At 53.1% G+C, this 16,595-nt stretch carries 16 protein-coding genes; 3 read left to right on the top strand and 13 right to left on the bottom strand.

Translation table 11 applies throughout. The features are described 5' to 3' along the window. Window positions 1-206 precede the first annotated feature (206 nt). Window positions 207-797, top strand: a complete 591-nt coding sequence (locus IEW52_RS02145; RefSeq protein WP_188628427.1) for a histidine phosphatase family protein — start codon at window positions 207-209, stop codon at window positions 795-797. Between the two features lie 69 nt (window positions 798-866). Here IEW52_RS02145 and IEW52_RS02140 read toward each other — a convergent pair whose 3' ends face one another. The 13 genes from IEW52_RS02140 to acs form a co-directional block, all read right to left on the bottom strand. Further along, window positions 867-1,202, bottom strand: a complete 336-nt coding sequence (locus tag IEW52_RS02140; protein WP_188628426.1) for a hypothetical protein — start codon at window positions 1,200-1,202, stop codon at window positions 867-869. A gap of 87 nt (window positions 1,203-1,289) precedes the next feature. Then, on the bottom strand, window positions 1,290-2,297 hold the full coding sequence (locus IEW52_RS02135; protein ID WP_229667753.1) for an amidohydrolase family protein: 1,008 nt from the start codon (window positions 2,295-2,297) through the stop codon (window positions 1,290-1,292). A gap of 203 nt (window positions 2,298-2,500) precedes the next feature. Further along, a complete protein-coding gene (locus IEW52_RS02130; RefSeq protein WP_188628425.1) occupies window positions 2,501-3,148 on the bottom strand; it encodes a hypothetical protein in 648 nt (215 codons plus the stop codon). Window positions 3,149-3,375: 227 nt separating this feature from the next. Then, window positions 3,376-3,675 carry a DNA-binding transcriptional regulator Fis gene (gene fis / locus IEW52_RS02125; RefSeq protein WP_104486259.1) on the bottom strand — a complete coding sequence of 100 codons (300 nt, stop codon included), beginning with the start codon at window positions 3,673-3,675 and terminating at the stop codon, window positions 3,376-3,378. A 25-nt stretch (window positions 3,676-3,700) separates the two neighbouring features. Then, complete coding sequence (gene dusB / locus IEW52_RS02120; RefSeq protein ID WP_188628424.1) at window positions 3,701-4,666, bottom strand: tRNA dihydrouridine synthase DusB; 966 nt, start codon at window positions 4,664-4,666, stop codon at window positions 3,701-3,703. Window positions 4,667-4,897: 231 nt separating this feature from the next. Then, window positions 4,898-5,785 (bottom strand): 50S ribosomal protein L11 methyltransferase, encoded by an 888-nt coding sequence (prmA, locus tag IEW52_RS02115; protein WP_188628423.1) that lies wholly within the window; start codon window positions 5,783-5,785, stop codon window positions 4,898-4,900. A gap of 329 nt (window positions 5,786-6,114) precedes the next feature. After that, window positions 6,115-7,617 (bottom strand): sodium/pantothenate symporter, encoded by a 1,503-nt coding sequence (gene panF, locus IEW52_RS02110; RefSeq protein WP_188628422.1) that lies wholly within the window; start codon window positions 7,615-7,617, stop codon window positions 6,115-6,117. Further along, window positions 7,614-7,943, bottom strand: coding sequence for a YhdT family protein (locus tag IEW52_RS02105; protein ID WP_188628421.1), 330 nt, complete (start codon window positions 7,941-7,943; stop codon window positions 7,614-7,616). Before IEW52_RS02105 ends, panF begins: the two co-directional genes overlap by 4 nt. 105 nt (window positions 7,944-8,048) lie before the next feature. Next, complete coding sequence (locus tag IEW52_RS02100; protein ID WP_188628420.1) at window positions 8,049-8,414, bottom strand: RidA family protein; 366 nt, start codon at window positions 8,412-8,414, stop codon at window positions 8,049-8,051. A gap of 140 nt (window positions 8,415-8,554) precedes the next feature. Further along, a complete protein-coding gene (gene accC / locus IEW52_RS02095; protein WP_188628419.1) occupies window positions 8,555-9,895 on the bottom strand; it encodes an acetyl-CoA carboxylase biotin carboxylase subunit in 1,341 nt (446 codons plus the stop codon). A gap of 10 nt (window positions 9,896-9,905) precedes the next feature. Further along, window positions 9,906-10,376 carry an acetyl-CoA carboxylase biotin carboxyl carrier protein gene (accB, locus tag IEW52_RS02090; RefSeq protein WP_188628418.1) on the bottom strand — a complete coding sequence of 157 codons (471 nt, stop codon included), beginning with the start codon at window positions 10,374-10,376 and terminating at the stop codon, window positions 9,906-9,908. 38 nt (window positions 10,377-10,414) lie between these two features. Continuing rightward, entirely contained in the window at window positions 10,415-10,864 is a 450-nt protein-coding gene (aroQ, locus tag IEW52_RS02085) for a type II 3-dehydroquinate dehydratase (protein ID WP_188628417.1), read from the bottom strand. A gap of 384 nt (window positions 10,865-11,248) precedes the next feature. Then, window positions 11,249-13,198 carry an acetate--CoA ligase gene (gene acs, locus IEW52_RS02080; protein WP_188628416.1) on the bottom strand — a complete coding sequence of 650 codons (1,950 nt, stop codon included), beginning with the start codon at window positions 13,196-13,198 and terminating at the stop codon, window positions 11,249-11,251. A gap of 608 nt (window positions 13,199-13,806) precedes the next feature. On the opposite strand from acs, the gene IEW52_RS02075 reads away from it, so the two are divergent. Both IEW52_RS02075 and IEW52_RS02070 read left to right on the top strand, forming a co-directional pair. Beyond that, window positions 13,807-14,400: a hypothetical protein gene (locus IEW52_RS02075; protein ID WP_188628415.1), complete on the top strand. Its 594-nt coding sequence runs from the start codon at window positions 13,807-13,809 to the stop codon at window positions 14,398-14,400. 55 nt (window positions 14,401-14,455) lie between these two features. Next, a complete protein-coding gene (locus IEW52_RS02070) occupies window positions 14,456-16,537 on the top strand; it encodes a flotillin family protein (RefSeq protein ID WP_188628414.1) in 2,082 nt (693 codons plus the stop codon). Window positions 16,538-16,595: the final 58 nt, after the last annotated feature.

Raw genomic sequence — 16,595 nt, 5'->3', positions numbered from 1 at the left:
ACAAGACTATGTTTGGCTCTTACCAACCATATTTTTTAGCCATTTTCGATCTTATCTCTGCTTGATTTTCCGCGCGTTCCGCGTTCTTCCGTTGCAAAAATAGCTCTATGTTTGAGTGATTTTAATTTATGTCATCCTCTTAACTCTTTACGCTTCACCCTTAACAAGTGCAGGGGGCTGTTTCTGTCAACAAGGTAACTCACACCATGTCACGTACCATCTATTTATTACGCCACGGGCAAACCCGGTTTAATGCCGAGCAGCGTTTACAAGGGCACTGCAATTCCGATCTGACCGCCACCGGACTGCAACAGGCCGAAGCCATGGCCAATACTCTGGCCGAATTATTGGCCACGCCACAAGAGTGGGCACTCTATTCCAGCCCCCTGGGCCGGGCACAACAAACGGCACATATAGTAGGCGAGCGATTACAGATATCGTCTGAGCATATTCGATTGGATGAACGACTGATGGAGCTGGGGCTGGGCGAATGGGAACAGCAACGCGCCCCGGATCTGCAGCAGCAATACCCGCATATTTCGCAACAGGTATTAAGCTGGTATCTGCAAGCGCCAGGTGCCGAGCGCTACGATAAACTGCAAACCAGGCTCTCAAGCTGGCTGCAAGATCCTGATTTGCCTCAGCAAGTGGTGGTGGTCGCCCATGGATTATCCGGCGCCGTATTACGCGGCCTGTACGCCAACCTGGATTTTGATGCGGTATGGCAGCAAGAGATCCCGCAAAACGCCTTCTTTAAACTCAGCCATGGCCAGATAGCACGCATCGCCTGCGAGTGAGCAGCGTAAAGAGTAAATCGTTAAGGGCAAAATAGACACGGCGGCTGGGTGGGCCGACAGCGTCGTAATTTACTGGCTTTGCCGTGGGTTGCGATTAATGAGCTGAATAGCCTCAGGGCTGAGTTCCCATACTGGCTCGCCGTGTATAAGCGTGATTTTGAGCGGGATTTCATGCCATTGTTCCTGGTATAGAATATGGGCGGTGCCACTATAGCCACCCAACAAATTTCTAGATACTTCAACCTTATCCACACTCAATTCCTGGGGCAGCAGGTTAAATTCCGAGTCTAATACTCTTTGCAGCGAGGCTTTCACTGTGTGTGCAATTTCAACGGTGGGTTTACCACAGGCTACCAGCAGCGCCACTGCCATTATCCCTGTTATCGCAGTTAGCAGACGTTTCATGATGTTCTCCTTAATAGGGTGATATGACACAGTCGCACGGATAAAAAGCGCTCCCCTGCGCAGAGCGCTTTTGCTCGTCAGCGGTTTTTAGTCTGACGCTGATTCTTGCTCGGCGTGTTGGGCGGACTTGGGCAACAAGGCCAGAAAGTTATCGTGAGCAATGGCCTTCGCCACCTCGGGCGGCAGCGCCTGCAGCACAGGATCGAAGCGGTGCATGGTGTTGCCCAGGTTGTCAAACCGGCCGACCACATCGCTGCCGAGCACAAAACGCTGTGGATACTGCTTAAGCAGTGCCAGCCACTGGGGGCGAGGTTTTCCCTGCTCATCGAGTAAATAAGGCTCTATCAGCGTCCACGACAAGTCGATGGTCAGATTATCGTATTTTGCCAACAGGCGTTGTAATAGAGGGCGCAAAAATTCCAGCTCCTCCTGGTGGCGATGCAGCTCTTTGCTGGTGCCGGCATGGGCCCAGATAAACTTCACCTCGGGGTTCTTGCTCAGCGCCTCTTCCATTTCTTCAAGATACAGCGGGTTACGTTCACGTTTGGAGGTCACATTGCTGTGGATCAGTACCGGCAAGTCAAACTCGGCGGCCACCTTGTAGACCTTCATCATGGCTTCGTTGTTTGCCCGTGGCGTATTACCATGCATCAGCGCGGTGACATCGTCGTGGCGGGTAAACAGCTCGCCAATGCCCTGCCAAAAACCGGGGTTAAGCTCCAGGGCCCGGCGCAAATGGGCGGCGGCGTTTTTATCGTTGGCATTAATGCCCGAAATAAAGGGAATAAAGCGTTGCTGTTGCTCCGGCTGCAGTGCCTGTATGGCATTGAGCAGCTCAAAGTCGGTGGCGCTATACCAGTACAGGGCCGCATCATCCCCCGCATAATAACGGGGCTTCTTGGGTTCGTCTTCGTGCCAGATTTTGGCCACCGGAATGCCCATAATGGCCGCCTGGCTGATATTGCCGTCGTCCATGGCACTCAGTAAAGCCGGCATGCCATCAGATTCCTGAAAGAAATCGACGTAGTGCAGATGACCATCTACGTAAGGGCGAGCGTGAGCAAGCTGGCTGGTGATCAGCAGCGAGATCATCATTGTTATTCTTAACAACATAAGGGTCTCTCTAATAATGAACCAACCAGTAAGAGTGACAGAGTGCACAAGAGTTCGTTTGAAACTGGATACCTTGGACAGGATCTGTCTGTCAGAGACTGAACATACCGCGTTTCAGCCACAATACACTGCTCGGGGCCAAGCACGCCATGTCAGCCAGGAGCCCTTAACTGGAGTGGAGGATGTTATTCGCCAGCGTCTTGTTCATGGACCTCTTGTTCGTAGGGCGGGGAGTTCTTCTCAACGTCATCTTTAGCGGTGGGGAAGGTGGCGTACAAAAATACCGCCAGCCATAAAAATGCCCCTATTCTTAACCAATTCGAGTAGCCTTTGCGTAGCGTAAACCAGGCAAAAATAATCGGTAAAAATACGATACCGGCGCCGAGATAATGGCCAACCTTGCGTTGTTTGGGTGGCGTATCCGGTTCGGAAATAGAGGCGGCATAACGTGTTTCTATAAACGCCCGCAAACAGATCACTTGATCAACAATGGCCTGATGCGCCAAGGGCTCTGGGTTGTCTGCTGCTACCCAGTGTTCAATCTCGGCCTTGGTACGCGCAAAATAAGCGACGAAGTCAGGGTAGTGCTCATGGTCGGCAAACAGCGTATTAATATCCGTTTTATCGGCTATTAGCTGCTGAACATCATGGCCGTTCACTGCAACAAAGACCGCCACCGCAGCATTCAACTCGGTTTGCACCTGTTCCAAAAAGCTCAAGAAGCCCAGCGACTGTAGCTTTTTGTTTTGGCTGTTTGTTTTATCTATATCGAGCTGGGTGTCGATGCCGATGATAGATGTTCCATCCCGGGGGGAGTGTTCAGTGTTTAGCATATGAATCTCTGTATTAAGTGACCGCGTTTTACAGGGCTGATTTTTAGGCTGCAGCATAATACCAAACAGATTGAGTCACAGAGGCTTTTTGTTGTTTGTAATGTCTTGGAGGAGCTTGTGTTCTTTTTTGCAGGTAAAAATGTGAGCTTAATGTGATTTCATGCATAAAAAAAGCGTTAACCTTTGCAGGTTAACGCTTTTTAATTCAAGCACTTAACTAATATAAATTAGTTCATGCCGTACTTTTTAAGCTTCTTGCGCAGTGTACCGCGGTTGATGCCCATCATGTTGGCGGCGCGGGTTTGGTTACCGCGAGTGTACTGCATGATCACGTCCAGCATGGGAGCTTCGACTTCGGCGAGGACCAACTCATACAACTCAGTTACTTCCTGACCATTCAGCTGGGACAGGTAATTACGCAGCGCTTGGTCTACCGAGTTGCGCAACGGGCGCTGGGTAGGCTGCTCAGAGGTTGGAGATTTAGTGGTAGTAACCAGTGCATCAGAAGTCGTAGTTTGTTCGAACATATTCAGTCGGCTCTTCTTTTGTTCGTTAAGCTATATTCGCGAAATACTGCTGCAATGAGTCGAGCTGGAGCTCGGGCTCATTGATAGCATTAAAATCACTGCGAAAGTCACGGCCCGCATCACTATCTTTCAAATACCAGCCCACATGTTTTCGGGCAATACGCACGCCCATCACCTCACCATAAAACGCGTGCAGTGCATCAACGTGCTCCCTAATCATGGCCTGCTCCAGGTCCTTGTGAAGCGGCACGGGATGGGTACCTTGTTCCAGATAGTGGCGGATTTCTCTAAAAATCCATGGCCGCCCCTGGGCAGCCCGGCCAATCATGATGGCATCAGCGCCGGTGTAATCCAGTACAAAACGCGCCTTTTCCGGGCTGTCGATATCCCCGTTGGCGATAACGGGAATAGAGACGGCTTGTTTTATTGCTCTAATGGTATCGTATTCCGCTTCACCCCTGTACATGCAGGCGCGTGTGCGGCCATGCACGGCCAGAGCCTGAATACCGCATTCCTGGGCTATGCGAGCAATGTGCACGCCGTTGCGGTGATCAGGGTCCCAGCCAGTACGAATTTTCAGGGTTACGGGAACCGTTACTGCCTTCACCACGGCGCTGACAATTTCTTGCACTAGCTGTGGATATTGCAACAGGGCGGACCCTGCCATTTTTTTATTCACTTTCTTTGCTGGGCAGCCCATATTGATGTCGATAATCTGCGCGCCCTGGTCCACATTGAACCGGGCGGCCTCGGCCATCAACTCAGGATCTGCCCCGGCAATCTGGACGGATCGAATACCCGTTTCCCCTGCATGGTCCATACGCCGTAAAGACTTCTCGGACTGCCAGACCCTGGGGTTGGACGACATCATTTCCGACACGGCCATTCCTGCGCCCATGCGCAAGCACAGGGTACGAAATGGTCTGTCGGTTACGCCAGCCATCGGTGCCACCAATAACGGGGTAGACAGTTTGTAAGGACCAATTTGCATGAGATAACGGCTATCTTTGCTCAGGGTCGCGTATCTTACGCATTTTTTATGAGTCTGAAAAGGTCACAAATTGACCGATTGCTAAATTTTTATAAGTCAAGATGCTGGTGCGTTTTTTATGCAATTTCATTTGCGGATTATTCATCCGCAAATGAATGCGTTTGACTCATTAATTGGTGTCTCTTTCCAGCGGCAGATTTGGCCGGGCCACGGGCGTTATTGAATAGTTATTTACTGATTTACCTGGCGTTTTTGGCCGCTTAGCCGCGCCCATTCTTCACGCAGTTCGGGAGTATCCATGGTAAACCACTGTTCATACAACTGGTTCAACCCCTCGGCCTGGGTGTCGAGAATGCCGGACAGTGCCAGCTGGCCGCCGGGCTTGACCAGGCTGGTGATCAGCGGCGACAGCTCTTTGAGTGGGCCGGCCAGAATATTGGCGACCACGATATCTGCGAGCAGGCCGTCGGGCTGATCTTTGGGCAGATAGACGCTCAGGCGATCGGCCACGCCATTGCGCTCGGCGTTATCGCGGCTGGCCTGCAGTGCCTGTGGATCTATGTCGATACCAATCACCTGCTTGGCGCCCAGCTTGAGGGCGGCCAGGGCCAGAATGCCCGAGCCACAGCCAAAGTCGATCACGGTTTTATCGCTCAGATCCTGGCCGTCCAGCCATTCCAGGCACAAGGCGGTGGTGGGGTGGGTGCCGGTACCAAAAGCCAGGCCCGGATCCAGCATCACGTTGACCGCATCGGGATCGGGCACATCGCGCCAGCTGGGGCAAATCCATAACCGCTTGCCAAACCGCATGGGGTGAAAGCTGTCCATCCACTCGCGTACCCAGTCTTTGTCTTCCAGCTGCTCTACCTTGTAGGTGAGATCTTTGCGGTAGTACTTTTTCAGGAAGGCGATCACGGGATCGGGGTCGGTGGCCGCATCAAACATGCCGACCACTACGGTATCGTCCCACAACAGGGTTTCACCGGGCAGGGGTTCGAACACGGGTTTGTCTTCGGCGTCCATATAGGTCACCGCCTGAGCACCGCGCCCCATCAGCATGTTGCTGACCTTGTCGGCGGTTTTTTCGGTGGCATTAATGCGAATTTGTATCCAGGGCATGGCGTGGCTTCATCAAACGGTAAAGGGCAGATTCTAGCATAAAACCAGCCGTTTTTAGCAGCTAAAGCAGCCACAGAATAACACCTTCTGTAGATACCAAGGCGATGCGACCGCTTCGCAATGTGGCGAAGCCAGATCCCGACTCCGAGGTTTCATCGTTTATCGTATTACATTGGTTTACACACAGTTTGGCGAACAGGGTTGAACCTGTGCATCAGAACCTGCTCTGCAGGTTTTCGCGGCTAAAGCACGCGACTACATTTGTGCTATATGTTACGTCTTCAGCGTTCTTCCGTGGCAAACATAGCGTTAGTCTTTAGGTCTTAGGCTCAAGCTGGGTGCCGGGAGCTGCTTTTTCCAAGTTCTTCTTTGCCGAACAAGGCCCGTACTTCGGCGCAGGGGGCCGGGCTGAGCAGTGAACCTATGACGTAGGCCAGACCCGAGAAGGCCAGGCTGGGAACGATGGCATGGAGCCCCAGCAGCTTGATGCCAAAGGTGGTCAGCAGGCCGTAACACAGGGCTCCAGTGACCATGGAGGCCAGTGCCCCGGCGGCCGTACCGCGCCACCAGTACAGACCCAATACCAGGGGCCAGAAGAAAATGGCCTGCAGGGCGCCAAAGGCCAGCAGATTGAGCCAGATTATCATGTCCGGCGGGCTCAGGGCGGCCCACAGCACAATCAGGCCAACGACCAGCGTGACCCCGCGGCTGGCGCGCTTAATAAAGATCGGCGAAGGGGCGGGCTTGCCGCCATGAGAACGGCTCAGGTAATTGAGGTACAAGTCTTTAACCAGGGTGGCCGAAGCCTGGATCAGCTGCGAGTCTATGGTCGACATAATGGCTGCCATGGGGCCGGCCAAAAACAGCCCCGCCACTATGGGCGGCAGTACGGTGAGCATCAGGGTAGGCATCACCTTGTCGGGTACGGTCAGCTCGGGCACCAGCACCCGCCCCAGTGCTCCGGCAAAGTGCATGCCAAACATCAAGAGCGCACCCACGAGCGTACCGATGATAATGCCCTTGTGCATGGCGCCACTGTCTTTATAGGCCAGGCAGCGTACAGCAGAGTGGGGCAGGCCAATCACGCCAAAGCACACCAGTACCCAGAATGACAGCATAAAGCTGGTGCTTAAAAAGTCATCCGGCCCTTGGGGCGTAACCAGGCCCGGGTCTATGTCGGCCAGGGCGCTGAACATGGCGCTGGCACCGCCACCGGCATGCAATACACCCACCAGCAGCACTATGGTGCCAATCAGCATCAAGATGCCCTGTACTGCATCGGTGATCACCACGGCTCTGAAGCCGCCAATCAGGGTATAGAGCAGCACGGTAGTGGCAAAAATGATCAGGCCGCCCTGATAAGGCAGGCCGGTCACGGTTTCCAGCAGCCGGGCACCGCCAATAAACTGCACCACCATGGTGGCGATAAAGGCCGCCAACAGGCCGAATGCGGCCAGAATGACCACCAACGGACTGCGATAGCGGGCATAGAGCATGTCGTTGATGGTAAGCGCGTTTACCCGGCGGGCAATGTGGGCAAACTGCTTGCCCAGCACGCCCAGTGTCAGCCATACCGTGGGCACCTGGATCATGGCCAATAATACCCAGCCCAGCCCCATGCTGTAGGCGGCACCCGGGCCGCCGATAAAAGATGACGCCGAGGCGTAGGTAGCCACCATGGTCATGGCCAGCACAAAACCGCCCATGGAGCGATTACCCAAAAAGTAGTCCTGCACGAAACTGCCTTGCTGAGGGCGACGGCTCAAGTAAAAGCCCAGCGCCAGCATCAGGACCAAATAACAGACCAGGGGAATGACTAACTCGATATTCACGACTGTGTACCTGATTCATGGTGATGAGAGGGGGCGATACTGGAGCTGTTTTTCGGTGCAGGGCGATGGATTGGCTCAGGGCTGCTCGCAGGCTCAGGGCTGTCCAGCGCCACCGTCTTGAAGCAATAGCGCACCATGACGACGCACAGGCCCACAAACAATAAGGGGTTGAACAAACAGCTTAATAGAAACCACAGCGGCCAGCCGCCAAAGGTTAGCTCCGGCGAAACCTGATAGGCACTCAGCCACCAGCCCAGCATATACAGCATTGCCAGGCCCACACTCAGGGCGGCCTCCCGACGGGCGATGGATACAATATTAATCATCTTTGATTTTCCACAAGAAGGGGCCGCAGGATACCAGCCCGAGCTTGCTGGAATCAATCGGCTGCTATGCTGGTGGTCCGTTTGAGCGTGCCGTTACCAGCTGGGCTATGCGGAGTAACCGTCACCGGCGGCGGCCACAAAGGCCAGCTCCACCAGATAACGTGGATTGGCCAGCTCGGCCTTTACACAGGCGCGGCTGGGGGCGGTATTAGGCTCAAACCAGGCATCCCACTCGGCGTTGAAAGCGGGCAAATTGTCGAAGTCGGTCAGGTAGATGGTGACCGACAGCAATCGTGTCTTGTCGCTGTTGATCTTGGCCAGCGCCTGTTCGGCCTGAGCAAAAATCTGCGCGGTTTGACCGCGAATATCGGCGTCGAGATCGGACTCGGGTACTTCGACGAAGTGTGCCATGCCGTTGAACACGGTAATGTCGGACCAGCGTTGGCAGGGATTGATACGGTGGATAGTCACTGAGCTTCTCTTGCGGTAGACGTAAATGCGCTATTTTAACGGCAAAAGACGGCGAGGGGGAAACGCCACAAGGCCTGCGAGATCACAAATAAAAAAACGGCGCCCAAGGGCGCCGTTTTAAATGTGCTGTGACTCAACAATTACAAACCCAGTTTTTTCTCCAGGTAATGAATGTTGGTACCGCCGTTGCGGAAGTTCTCGTCACGCATGATTTCCTGATGCAGCGGTATGTTGGTTTTAATACCTTCAATGACCAGCTCGTTCAGGGCATGGGTCATGCGGGCAATCGCGATATCGCGATTTTCGCCGTAACAGATCAGCTTGCCAATCATGGAGTCGTAGTAAGGGGGGACTTTGTAACCCGCATAAATGTGCGAATCCCAACGAACCCCTAAGCCACCCGGAGAATGGAACAACTTGATTTCACCCGGGCTTGGAATAAAGCTCTTGGGATCTTCGGCGTTAATCCGGCACTCGATGGCATGGCCACGAACATTGACTTGTTCTTGAGTAATCGACAACGGCATGCCGGCGGCAATGCGCAGCTGCTCTTTGATCAAGTCCACGCTGGTGATCATCTCGGTAACCGGATGCTCAACCTGAATACGGGTGTTCATTTCAATGAAATAGAACTCGCCGTTTTCATACAGGAATTCGAAGGTGCCGGCACCGCGATAACCGATATCGACACAGGCGCGGCAGCAACGCTCACCAATGAACTTGCGCATTTCATCGGTAATGCCAGGAGCCGGTGCTTCTTCTACCACTTTCTGGTGACGGCGCTGCATGGAGCAGTCACGTTCGCCCAGATGAATGGCTGTGCCCTGACCGTCGGCCAGAATCTGAATTTCGATATGACGTGGATTTTCCAGGAATTTTTCCATGTAAACCACATCACTACCGAATACAGAGCCGGCTTCGGCCTTGGTCATGGTAATGGATTTTTCCAGCTCGCTTTCGTTGCGCACCACACGCATACCGCGACCACCGCCACCCGCAGAGGCCTTGATGATCACCGGATAACCAATGCGCTTGGCGATGGCGGCGTTTTTCTTGGCGTCGTCGCTGATGGGGCCGTCTGAACCGGGAACACAAGGTACACCGGCTTTTTTCATGGCGTTAATCGCCGACACTTTATCGCCCATCAGGCGAATGGTGTCGCCACGAGGGCCGATGAACACGAACCCCGACTTTTCTACCTGATCGGCAAAATCGGCGTTTTCTGCCAAAAAGCCGTAACCGGGGTGAATGGCGACCGCATCGGTCACTTCTGCCGCCGCAATAATGGACGGTATGTTCAGGTAAGACTGGCTAGACTGGTTGCCACCAATACAGATGGACTCGTCTGCCAGCAATACGTGCTTAAGCTCGCGGTCGGCCGTGGAATGCACGGCTACCGTCTTGATCCCCAGCTCTTTACAAGCGCGCAGGATCCGCAAGGCAATTTCACCGCGGTTGGCGATGACTACTTTATCCAGCATGAGAATTCCTTTATTCGATGATGAACAGCGGCTCGTCAAATTCAACCGGCTCGCCATTGTCGATCAGAATGGCTTTGATCACGCCGCTCTTGTCGGCTTCAATCTGGTTCATCATCTTCATGGCTTCAACAATGCACAGGGTGTCACCGGCATTGACCGTCTGGCCTACTTCGGCGAAGTTTTTAGCACCCGGGCTAGAAGCACGGTAGAAGGTGCCAACCATGGGCGAACGCATCACATGGCCGCTAACGGCCGGGGCGGCAGCTTCTTCTGTAGCCGCAGGAGACAAGGCGGCAGCCATGGGGGCCGGTGCAGGAGCGGGAGCTGCTTGAAATTGCTGATATTGGGGCTGCATGACTTGCTGGCCGGGATTACCGTAACGGCTGATGCGAACGGATTCTTCGCCTTCGGAAATTTCCAGTTCGGCGATGCCAGACTCTTCAACCAGTTCGATCAGTTTTTTAATTTTACGAATATCCATGAGCGTTCTCTTGTTATGTTAGTACTGAGCTTGGGGAGTTAACGGTGGCTTAAATGTCTCGCCGCCGCTTCCAGGGCAAATTCGTAACCATTGGCGCCAAAACCACAGATCACGCCTACCGCCTTATCGGCCAGATAAGAGTGATGACGAAACGGCTCACGGGCATGCACGTTCGACAGATGCACCTCGATGAAAGGAATATTCACTCCTAACAGGGCATCACGAATGGCCACGCTGGTGTGCGTAAATGCAGCAGGATTGATAATAATAAAATCCTGCTGGCCATAGGCCTGGTGAATGGCGTCAATCAGTTGATGTTCGGCATTAGACTGCAGGTGACTGAGGGTGATATTACGCTCGGCTGCCTGTTGGGTCAGGCGAGTAACAATATCAGCCAGACTGTTCTGACCATAGATGCCGGGTTCGCGCTGGCCCAACAGATTTAAATTGGGTCCGTTAAGCAACAGAATTCGGTATTCATCGGCCATTGTGCAGCAATCCTCGTCAATCTTGCAGTGTTCATATCGAGTAACCGGAAGCCTAGCCGTTTTTACCTATTGCTGGCAAATAAAATCGTGCGGCTCGACTCATATCGGCCAATTATAGTGATTTCGTGGAAATTGGCAGCAATTTACTGGTCTAATCACTGAAGGCAGGTTAAATCCTGGTAACAGAAGATGGCCTTCAACCCGATGCGGCATCATGATAGCGGCACCAGCACGCAATGTAGCTAGCTTCTGTTACCAATACGACATTTTTAGACATTAACATGAGAGTTACATCAAATAAGTGATACGGCGAGAAGTTTTGCTGCCAGCGCACAAAAAAGCCGCCCGCAGGCGGCGATATTCATTATTTCATGCTGACGTGATTCAACCCAGACGAACCCGCTCTTCTATCAGACGGTCAACCACGGCCGGATCAGCCAGGGTCGAGGTATCGCCCAGGGTATCGGTTTCGCCGGTGGCAATCTTGCGCAGAATACGGCGCATGATTTTACCTGATCGAGTCTTGGGCAGGCCTTCGGCCCAGTGGATGACATCGGGCGTGGCAATAGGGCCAATTTCTTTACGCACCCAGTCTTTTACCTCTTTATGCAGCTCGGCACTGGGTACTTCGCCGGCATTCAAGGTGATGTAGGCGTAAATACCCTGGCCCTTGATGTCGTGAGGCACGCCCACAATGGCCGCTTCGGCAATTTTGGGATGCGCCACCAATGCCGACTCAATTTCGGCGGTGCCCATGCGGTGGCCAGACACGTTCAGCACATCGTCTACCCTACCGGTAATCCAGTAGTAACCGTCTTCGTCGCGCTTAGCGCCATCACCACAGAAGTAGGTGCCGGGGAAGGTCGAAAAGTAGGTTTGTTCAAAGCGGTCGTGGTCGCCGTAGATGGTACGCATCTGTCCCGGCCAGGAGTCCAGAATAACCAGGTTACCATCGGTGGCGCCGTCCAGAATATTGCCTTCCCCGTCCACCAGGGCGGGCTGTACGCCAAAGAAGGGGCGGGTAGCCGAGCCGGCCTTGAGCAGGGTGGCGCCGGGCAGCGGAGAAATCAGGATACCGCCGGTTTCGGTTTGCCACCAGGTATCCACTATCGGGCAGCGTTCGTCGCCAATCACCCGGTAATACCATTCCCAGGCTTCTGGGTTGATGGGCTCACCCACAGAGCCCAGAATGCGCAGGCTGGCACGGCTGGTGCCTTCTACTGCTTCATCGCCCTTGGCCATGAAGGCGCGAATGGCGGTAGGAGCGGTATACAGAATATTGACCTGGTGCTTGTCGACAATCTGGCTCATGCGATTGGTTTTCGGGTAATTGGGCACCCCCTCGAACATCAGGGTGGTGGCGCCATTGGCCAGCGGGCCATACAGAATATAGGTGTGGCCGGTCACCCAGCCGACGTCTGCGGTACACCAGTGCACGTCGCCGTCGTGATAGTCGAAGATGTACTTGAAGGTCATGGCGGCATACACCAGATACCCCCCGGTGGTGTGCAATACGCCTTTTGGGGTACCGGTAGAGCCCGAGGTATAGAGTATGAACAGCGGATCTTCGGCGTTCATTTCTTCGGGCTCGCAAACGGCGTCTACCTTGGCGGCGGCTTCATGCCACCAGATATTGCGAGACTCGTCCCAGGCAACATCGCCACCGGTGCGACGGTAAACAATGACTTTACAGTCTGCACTCACCCCCGGCTTGGCCAGTGCCGCATCCACGTTGGCTTTCAGCGGCACGGTACGACCGCCGCGCAGGCCTTCGTCGGCGGTGATCACCAGTTTGGCATTGGAGTCGATGATACGGCTGGCTACGGCGTCGGGAGAAAAGCCACCAAACACCACCGAATGTACGGCGCCAATGCGCGCACAGGCCAGCATGGCCACGGCGGCTTCCACTACCATGGGCATATATAAACTGACCACGTCGCCTTTTTTCACGCCGTGTGCTTTCAATACGTTGGCAAAGCGGCACACCTGCTCGTGCAGCTCGCGGTAGGTGACTTTTTTGTCGTCGTCGGGGCTGTCACCTTCCCAGATAATAGCCACCTCATCGGCCTTGGTCGCCAGATGCCTGTCGATGCAGTTGGCGGACAGGTTAAGGGTACCGTCTTCAAACCACTTGATGTTGATATGGCCCGGATCGTAAGAGGTATTCTTTACCTTGGTATAGGGCTTTATCCAGTCTAAACGCTTACCTTGTTCGCCCCAGAATTTCTCTGGGTTCTCGATAGACTCCTGATACATGCTTTTATAGCCTGCATCGTCTATCAGGGCATGTTCGGCAATATGTGCCATGACAGGATGAACCTTAACTTCACTCATTATTCCGCTCCTTGGTGTAGTACCAATAACCCCTGGGGTGTAACTATTGTGTAACAAGGTGACGCAGAAGGCCGTCACGCTCAATTAGACTTTTGGCTAGCCATGTCTCATTACTAGCATAGTTTGCAGGCTTTGTTGTTGGTTTGTATGCAGATAGTGTACGGCTTGTTCAAAATTCACGCATGTAGCATGCGTGTTGTAAAGCGATAGCAAATGCCGCTTGAAGTATGAACAAAGCCGTCGGCTTTCTGATGTTAGTGACGAGCATGAGTAAAGGTTAAGGTCTGCGCCTGTTGCTGGATATTTATTAGCAAGATTTTATTTTAAAGACGATGGCTGAGCAAGAGCAGTATGTACGACTAAATCACCCTGAATTTAGAGGGGTAACGACTATTTAAATTACGACAGGATGAATTTTACTGGGTCTTATAAAAGGTTGGAAAGTCGTTGGGTGAATAACGTTAATATAAAATATTAACGTTGACGATTGCAGATGGCTTTGTTAGTTTCCTTTTCGATTGTGCGCAGCACAAAAATAAATGCTGCATATGATGCTCACTTTGGAATACGCATTTAGTATCGGGTAAACATACAAACGAGACCTTATCATGGACGTATGGCAAACGTTTTTTGCCTTTCCTGTTGTGATGACAGCGATTCCCTTTTTGCTATTTTTACTGCTGCTACTCTTTTCGGTATTTACCGGCTTGTTTGACGAGCTGTTACCCAGCCTGAACGTGGACGCAGACTTGCCCGATATGCTGTTACCCATAGGCATCACTCAAATTCCCATCGTGGTCAGTTTACCCTTGGTGTTTTTTTTAGCCACGGCCGAACTATTTATGTTTTCTCATTTGGTGACGCCTTTGGTTCCTGCCTGGCTGTTTTATACGCTCGCCACTCTGGCCATACCGCTGGCATGTTACCTCAGTCTCTACCTTGCTGCATGGATACTGAAGCCTTTGGCTCCCTTGTTTGATCAGAGCCGCGTTTACGCCAGCATCAATTACATTGGTATGCGTGCTCGAGTTCGTACTTCTCGAGTGGGCGCACACTTCGGTGAAGTGGTGGTGACTCGTGGCAGTGTGGAAAATCAGCTTGATGTTTATTGTGATGATAAAGAAGAGCTGCATTATGGAGATGAAGTTCGCATTCTTTCTTTCAATGATGTGACTCGGCGATATTTCATCACCAAGCAATAATTGTCTGTTATTTGATATCCCCCCAAAAAAAATCACTATAACTAGGAGCACGATAATGTTTACCCCTTTGTACTATTTTGTCGGTGGGCTTGCCGGCCTGATAGTCTTGATACTTGTTTTTCTGACCAGCCGCTATTACAAAATACGCCATGAAGGTGAAGCACTTATTGTTAACGGCAGCAGACGGACGCGCGCTACGCTTACCGGTGCCTTTGTGTGGCCTGTCGTTAATCGCGGTGAGTTTATGGATATCACGCGCAAGAAAATTTCGGTGATCCGCAGTGGTCGTAAAGACCAGTTGGGTGAGGAATCGGAAGGTTTGCATTGCCGGGATAATATTCGTGCCGACCTGAAAGTAGACTTCTATATCGGTGTTAACCACGAAGAAGAAGATATTATTCGCGTGGCCAAGCTGTTCACCACCATTGGTGCGTCTCAGCTGGATCGGCTGAAAGAACATTTTCAGCCCAAATTCTCAGAGGCCCTGAAAACCGCCGTTAAGCAGTTTGAATTTGAAGAGCTGCTCACCAACCGCCGTGAATTTCGGGATGCTGTGGTGGAAGTGATTGGCTCCGAGATGGATGGGTTCAAGATCTACGATGTGGTTATTGACCGCGTAGATCAGACCTGTTTTGACGCCCACGATCCGCAAAACGTATTGGATGTGGAAGGTATTCGCAAGATTGCTTCTATTACCTCCAGTAAAAATATTGAAACCAACGCCATTCGTCAGGACGAGCAAACCTTAATCAAGCAAAAGAACGTAGAGGCCGAAAGCAACCGCGCTCAGCTTGATAAGCAGGAGCAGGAAAACCTGGCTCGCGTAAAGCGCGAAATCGAGATCATTCGTGCTCAAGAAGAAGCCCTGACCGAAGAGAAGCGTCAGGAATATGTCAGTCAAAAAGAACTGGCGCGTCTGCAGACCGAAGAAAACGTGGCCAAGCGCCAGGAATCGTTGCAGATGGAAGTGGATTTAACCCGCAGCAGCAACGAGCGTCAGGTGGCTATTCAGCAGGAAGAAGTCAATCGCGCCAAGGAAACCGAACGGGTACGTACCGAGCGGGAAATTGCCCAGCAGACCATGGAGAAAGAGGCTGCGCTGGAAGAAGCCCGCAAGGCGGTGGTGGAAACGCAATCTCAGCGAGTTGAAATCGAGCGCAAGATAGCACGTGAAGAAGAAGAAACCGCCAATTTGCGCGCCTTCCAGCTTGTCGAGCGCGAGAAAAAAGTGCGCCTGGTAGAGGCCGAGGCGGCAGCCGAAGCCGAGGGCATTCGCTCCGTGGTCATGGCCCGCACCGAGAAGCAGGCTGCTCAGGAATGGATGGAAAAGCAAACCCTGGAAAGCGAAGCTCAAATCAAGATCCGTACCCGCGAAGCGGAAAACGATCTGAATGTGAAGACCCGCGAAGCCGAGGCCGAACTGATTCAGGAAACCAAACGTGCCGAAGCCAAAGAGCGCATGGCCCATGCCCTGCGTGAAGAAATCAGTGCCGAAGGGCTGGCGCAGGTCGGTGTGGATCGCGAGCGTGCCATGGCGATTCGTGAAACCGGCGACGCCGAAGCCGCTGCTATTTCTTCGCTTGGTCTGGCTGAAGCCGAAAGCCACAGAGCCAAAGGTGATGCCGAGGCCCAGGCGCTGCGCGCCAAAGGGCTGGCCGAAGCCGAAACCCAGACGGCACGTTTTGAAGCGGCGAAGAAATTTGACGATCAAACCCGTGAGCACGACAAATGGGTGCTGGAACTGCAGCAGCAGAAAGAGCTGGAAATTGCCCGTATCGACGCCCAAAAGTCGATGTCGGTCGACAGTGCCAAGGCACTGGCAACGGCACTGTCCAACGCGGACATCAAGCTGTTTGGCGGTCAGGGTATGGAAGAGCTGCGTCGCACCGTGATGAGCAGCGCCAAACTCGACAGCCGCATTGGCAGCAGCGAAGTGCTCAAGCCACTGGTGCGTGAATACACTGAACAAGGCCGCAGCCTGTCCGACGATATTCGCGCGGTACTGGAAAATTCCAAGATAGACACAGGCACGGTGAGCAATTTGGCGCTGGCCAACCTGCTGACCAAACTCAATGGCAACGGCAACCTGCAGGATAAACTGCAGCAGCTGGTAACAGGCGACGCCAAACAGGAGTAAACCGCAAGGAGGGGGCCGTTATGCGGCCCCCGTTCGCTTACCAGCCTGGAATCATCTA

It is taken from the genome of Oceanisphaera marina, assembly GCF_014643915.1.
In the GTDB taxonomy this organism is placed as follows: Bacteria; Pseudomonadota; Gammaproteobacteria; order Enterobacterales; family Aeromonadaceae; genus Oceanimonas; species Oceanimonas marina.
This window is presented reverse-complemented; position numbering and strand designations above follow the sequence as displayed.

Excerpts from the sequence above, each read along its gene's own strand:
- IEW52_RS02145 (WP_188628427.1), top strand. The coding sequence starts at position 207 with ATGTCACGTACCATCTATTTATTACGCCACGGGCAAACCCGGTTTAAT.
- IEW52_RS02140 (WP_188628426.1), bottom strand. The coding sequence starts at position 1,202 with ATGAAACGTCTGCTAACTGCGATAACAGGGATAATGGCAGTGGCGCTG.
- IEW52_RS02135 (WP_229667753.1), bottom strand. The coding sequence starts at position 2,297 with ATGATGATCTCGCTGCTGATCACCAGCCAGCTTGCTCACGCTCGCCCT.
- IEW52_RS02130 (WP_188628425.1), bottom strand. The coding sequence starts at position 3,148 with ATGCTAAACACTGAACACTCCCCCCGGGATGGAACATCTATCATCGGC.
- fis (WP_104486259.1), bottom strand. The coding sequence starts at position 3,675 with ATGTTCGAACAAACTACGACTTCTGATGCACTGGTTACTACCACTAAA.
- dusB (WP_188628424.1), bottom strand. The coding sequence starts at position 4,666 with ATGCAAATTGGTCCTTACAAACTGTCTACCCCGTTATTGGTGGCACCG.
- prmA (WP_188628423.1), bottom strand. The coding sequence starts at position 5,785 with ATGCCCTGGATACAAATTCGCATTAATGCCACCGAAAAAACCGCCGAC.
- IEW52_RS02105 (WP_188628421.1), bottom strand. The coding sequence starts at position 7,943 with ATGATTAATATTGTATCCATCGCCCGTCGGGAGGCCGCCCTGAGTGTG.
- accC (WP_188628419.1), bottom strand. The coding sequence starts at position 9,895 with ATGCTGGATAAAGTAGTCATCGCCAACCGCGGTGAAATTGCCTTGCGG.
- accB (WP_188628418.1), bottom strand. The coding sequence starts at position 10,376 with ATGGATATTCGTAAAATTAAAAAACTGATCGAACTGGTTGAAGAGTCT.
- aroQ (WP_188628417.1), bottom strand. The coding sequence starts at position 10,864 with ATGGCCGATGAATACCGAATTCTGTTGCTTAACGGACCCAATTTAAAT.
- acs (WP_188628416.1), bottom strand. The coding sequence starts at position 13,198 with ATGAGTGAAGTTAAGGTTCATCCTGTCATGGCACATATTGCCGAACAT.
- IEW52_RS02075 (WP_188628415.1), top strand. The coding sequence starts at position 13,807 with ATGGACGTATGGCAAACGTTTTTTGCCTTTCCTGTTGTGATGACAGCG.
- IEW52_RS02070 (WP_188628414.1), top strand. The coding sequence starts at position 14,456 with ATGTTTACCCCTTTGTACTATTTTGTCGGTGGGCTTGCCGGCCTGATA.